Source organism: Petrachloros mirabilis, from assembly GCF_975968855.1.
In genome coordinates this window covers 1-4239 of record NZ_CDLUDY010000067.1, presented here as the reverse complement: position 1 = coordinate 4239, position 4239 = coordinate 1, and the positions used below count along the sequence as shown (strand labels likewise).

The following is a 4239-nucleotide window of genomic DNA, read 5'->3' as shown; positions in this document are numbered from 1 at the left end:
TGGGAGCTTGACGGGCCTTTTCGACGGCCAGCTTTCCATTACCTGCCACGTGAGTAATCAACCCCTGTTGTGACCCGTGTTCGCGCAGATGCCGCGTGAGTGCTCTCGTATCAAGCCCTTCTATGCCGACGATCTTTGCGGACTTGAGATACTCTTCCAGCGACTGTCGACTCCGCCAGTTGCTCGCGATCCGGCTGGCTTCCTTCACAACAAAACCTTCCGCCCAAATGCGACGAGACTCGACGTCCTCGGGAGTTACTCCATAATTCCCGATGTGGGGACAGGTCATCGTGACGATCTGCCCTTTGTACGAAGGATCGGTGAGAACTTCCTGATAGCCGGTCATGGCGGTATTAAAGACCACCTCACCGACCGCCTCACCCTCGTACCCGAGGGCGCGGCCTTCGAACACCGCTCCGTCAGCTAAAGCCAATAGCGCCTTCTTCACGCAAGGACTCCCTGGTTTACCGACGAACGCTTCGCCTTCATACCCAGCAGCACCATGCCCAAGACCAAGTTCACGATATACAACGACCGAACCGGCATATGGAGACGAAAAAACGCCTCAAATGCCGCCTTTCTGGCCTGCTCATCCTTCAGCGCAAACGCTTCCGCTTGCAAGGCTGCAGCCTGGGGGTGAAGCACCAAGATAATGATCCCCGCGATCAAGCTCATCAGCACCACCAGGATCAGTTCACCGGACTTCACTTGTACAGCCGGATCTCTACTCCACCAGCGATAGCCCATCGAAAGGACCAGGCTGACGATCGCCGCCACGACAAGACGATTATATCCTTCGAAGGTTCTCGTCAGGAAAAAGCCTCCTGAATCCTGGCCGCCAAACGTGTTGAAAACCGCAGGGATCACCGCACCGATCAAAACTAGCAATCCTCCCACCCAGACGGCGAGCGCGAGCAGTTCTAGGGTCAGCGCAGCAATACATCCCCACTGGGCACGTCGATTCACGCGACCACCGGCGCCTCGAACACCACGCGACCTCCCACAAGTGTTGTCACCACGAGTCCCTTCACTTTCCACCCGGCAAACGGCGTGTTGCGGCTCTTTGAACGGAACCTGGCCGGATCAACCTCCCACTGCGCCTGTGGATCGACAATCGCGACATCCGCATCGGCCCCCACCTCCAACGTCCCTTTCGACAGGCTGAACGCTCTGGCCGGCGCTGTACTGAGTTTTTCGATCGCGGATTCCAACGACAAGACCCCTTCTTCGACCAAAGCAAGAGTCAGCGGGAGCGCCGTTTCCAACCCGACGATTCCGAACGGTGCTTCCGTAAATCCTTGCTGCTTTTCCTGGGTCGCGTGGGGGGCATGGTCTGTCGCTATCACATCGATCGTCCCGTCTCGCAACCCTTCCTTGATCGCCTGAACATCATTCCAAGTACGCAAAGGCGGGTTCATTTTCGCGAGCGTATTGAATCCCCGTACAACCTCTTCCGTCAGGGTAAAGTGATGGGGACAAGCCTCTGCTGTCACCTTGATGCTCCGAGACTTCGCTTCTCGAACCATCCGAACTGATCCGACCGTACTGATATGGGCAAGATGTAGCCGTGCCCCCGTCAGCTCGGCCAACGAGACATTGCGCGCCACCATGACATCTTCTGCCGCCGCCGGAATGCCTGGGAGCCCAAGTTCAGTCGAAATCAACCCCTCGTTCATGCACCCGCCCTCAGCAAGATGCAGATCCTCGCAATGGTCGACAACCGGGACATCGAACGCCAAGGCATACTCCATAGCCCTGCGCATTACCAGGCTGTTCATCACGGGTTTGCCGTCATCTGAAATTGCCACGCAACCGGCTCGGCGCAGATCTCCGATTTCAGCCAGTTCCTTTCCCTCAGAGCCCTTCGTGATCGCACCGATCGGCAACACATTGGCCAACCCTGCCTCTCGCGCCCGTTCAAGCATAAACTCGGTAATGGCTTGATTGTCGTTCACAGGATTGGTGTTCGGCATGCAACAGACGGTTGTGAATCCTCCTGCGACAGCCGAAGCTGCTCCCGTTTGAATCGTCTCTTTGTACTCGAAGCCCGGTTCCCGAAAGTGCACGTGGAGATCAACGAATCCCGGCACGACTAAACGCCCCTCCGCGCGAATAATTTTGGCACCAGCGGGAGCCTTGAGATTCGGACCGACGGCAGCCACTTTTCCCTGCTCGATAAGCAGATCGCACACAGAGTTAACCCGCCCTGGATCGATGATATGTCCGCCCTGAATAAGTATTGCCACGATTAGTTCGCTCCAGACATGAGATACAGGATGCCCATTCTGACCGCCACACCATTCGCCACCTGATCTAAAATCACCGAGGCCAGACTATCGGCCACTTCTGGGGCAATCTCAACCCCACGGTTAATCGGACCGGGATGCATGACAATCGCTCCAGGTTCGGCCAGTTTGACACGTTCCGCCGTCAAGCCGTACAAGCGGGCGTACTCTCGAATGGTGGGGAACAGCGCCCGTCCTTGCCGTTCCAGTTGAAGACGCAGCATCATGATCACCTGCACATCGCGAAGGGCTTCGTCAAGGTTATAGAAGACCTTTGCACCCAATTTTTCAACGCCGACCGGAATCATTGTCGGGGGACCGACAACATGGACTTCAGCACCCAGCTTCGAAAGGGCGTAAATGTTCGATCGGGCAACACGACTGTGCGCCACGTCACCGACAATAGCGACCTTCAGCCCTTCGAAGGATAGTCCCCTTTCACGGATGGTATACAAGTCGAGCAAGGCTTGCGTGGGGTGCTCATGCCATCCGTCACCTGCATTGATCACCGAAGACTTGACTCCGGAAGCAAGCGTCTCTGCGGCACCGGCAGCCGAATGCCGCAATACGATAATATCTGCCTGCATGGCTTCTATATTGCGGGCGGTATCGAGCAAGGTTTCCCCTTTGACGACACTGCTAGACGAAGGAGAAAAATTGATGACATCAGCGCTGAGCCGTTTTGCCGCCAACTCGAACGACGTTCTGGTCCTTGTGCTCGGTTCAAAGAACAAGTTCACAACAGTGCGGCCCCTAAGCGCGGGAACTTTCTTAATTTCGCGGCCCGTCACTTCCTTGAACGAATCCGCCGTTTCGAGAATCAGCTTGATTTCTTCGGCCGCCAACGGAGCCAAACTCAGGAGATCTTTGCGTTTGAGGCTCATGGTTTGGTCTCCTTCACGACTTGAGAATGACGACACGGTCATCCTCGCCCGCCTCTTCCAGCAACACCTGAATCTTCTCTTCCCGCGAGGTCGGAATATTCTTGCCGATATAATTGGCTTTAATCGGCAGCTGCCGGTGCCCGCGATCGACTAACACCGCCAATTGGATTTCGGCCGGCCTCCCTAAATCGATGAGACCATCCATCGCTGCGCGAATTGTGCGGCCTGTAAAAAGAACATCATCGACCAACACGACGATCATACCGGCGATATCGAACGGCACAGAGGTTTTCCGAAGGATCGGCTGCTCCTTTCTAAGCGCCAGATCATCGCGATAGAGGGTGATGTCCAATTCCCCGATAGGAACTGTGACTCCCTCGATATCCAGTATTCGACGAGCAAGACGATGAGCAAGGTACACTCCTCCCGTCCGGATCCCCACCAATGCCAAATCCTTCACACCTTTGTTCCGCTCGAGAATTTCGTGTGCGATACGGGTAATGGCACGGGCGATATCGCCTGATTCCATGACCAGTCGTTCCTGCTGTCGATTCTCTTGAGACGGGTTTTTCATTCTCTTTCAAGACATAAAAAAACCTCCCCACCGGCATGCGATGAGAAGGTCGTGCAACTGTTCGGGAACGGCGCCCTGCGGCGACTCATTTTCACTCCTTGCTCACCTCTCAGGATGAGCATTAAAGGTTATCCTATCTTACTGAGGCCCCAATAGGGCTGTCAAGTTCGGCAAGTCCGGTAAAACTACCTCGGTTTGATTTCCTCCAGTATGAATTGTTTCGGCAGGAGAACGGGCAGGACGAGACCGATGGGATCGCCGCGTTTAATCGTGGTTGGCTTCCAGAGCTGCAGAATGAAGTTGGTTGTGAAGGCTTCATAGTCCGGCAGCCAGTCGTATTGGTTCGGCGTCCGCTTGTATTCTTGCGTCTTAATACCTTCCCACACGGAATAGGTGCGATCGGGAAAATGATAGAAATGGTTCGGGATATCCTTCATCATCAGGCCGACATGTTTGGGATAATAGAAACGAATCCCGCAGCAGAGTTTGGGATAGC

Annotated in this window: 6 protein-coding genes; all 6 read right to left on the bottom strand. The window is 55.1% G+C overall.

What is annotated here, in order from left to right; genetic code table 11:
- A partial coding sequence (locus ACWVCN_RS02740; protein ID WP_455243981.1) for a carbamoyl-phosphate synthase domain-containing protein occupies positions 1-448 on the bottom strand: 448 nt, incomplete at its 3' end.
- On the bottom strand, positions 445-966 hold the full coding sequence (locus ACWVCN_RS02735; RefSeq protein ID WP_455243980.1) for a DUF4149 domain-containing protein: 522 nt from the start codon (positions 964-966) through the stop codon (positions 445-447). The genes ACWVCN_RS02740 and ACWVCN_RS02735, both read right to left, overlap by 4 nt.
- Positions 963-2246 (bottom strand): dihydroorotase, encoded by a 1284-nt coding sequence (locus ACWVCN_RS02730; RefSeq protein WP_455243979.1) that lies wholly within the window; start codon positions 2244-2246, stop codon positions 963-965. The genes ACWVCN_RS02735 and ACWVCN_RS02730 overlap by 4 nt, the downstream gene beginning before the upstream one ends.
- A gap of 2 nt (positions 2247-2248) precedes the next feature.
- Positions 2249-3169, bottom strand: coding sequence for an aspartate carbamoyltransferase catalytic subunit (locus ACWVCN_RS02725; protein WP_455243978.1), 921 nt, complete (start codon positions 3167-3169; stop codon positions 2249-2251).
- A gap of 13 nt (positions 3170-3182) precedes the next feature.
- Positions 3183-3743: a bifunctional pyr operon transcriptional regulator/uracil phosphoribosyltransferase PyrR gene (pyrR, locus tag ACWVCN_RS02720; protein ID WP_455243977.1), complete on the bottom strand. Its 561-nt coding sequence runs from the start codon at positions 3741-3743 to the stop codon at positions 3183-3185.
- Between the two features lie 185 nt (positions 3744-3928).
- On the bottom strand, positions 3929-4239 hold a 311-nt coding region (locus tag ACWVCN_RS02715; protein WP_455243976.1), incomplete at its 5' end, for a hypothetical protein.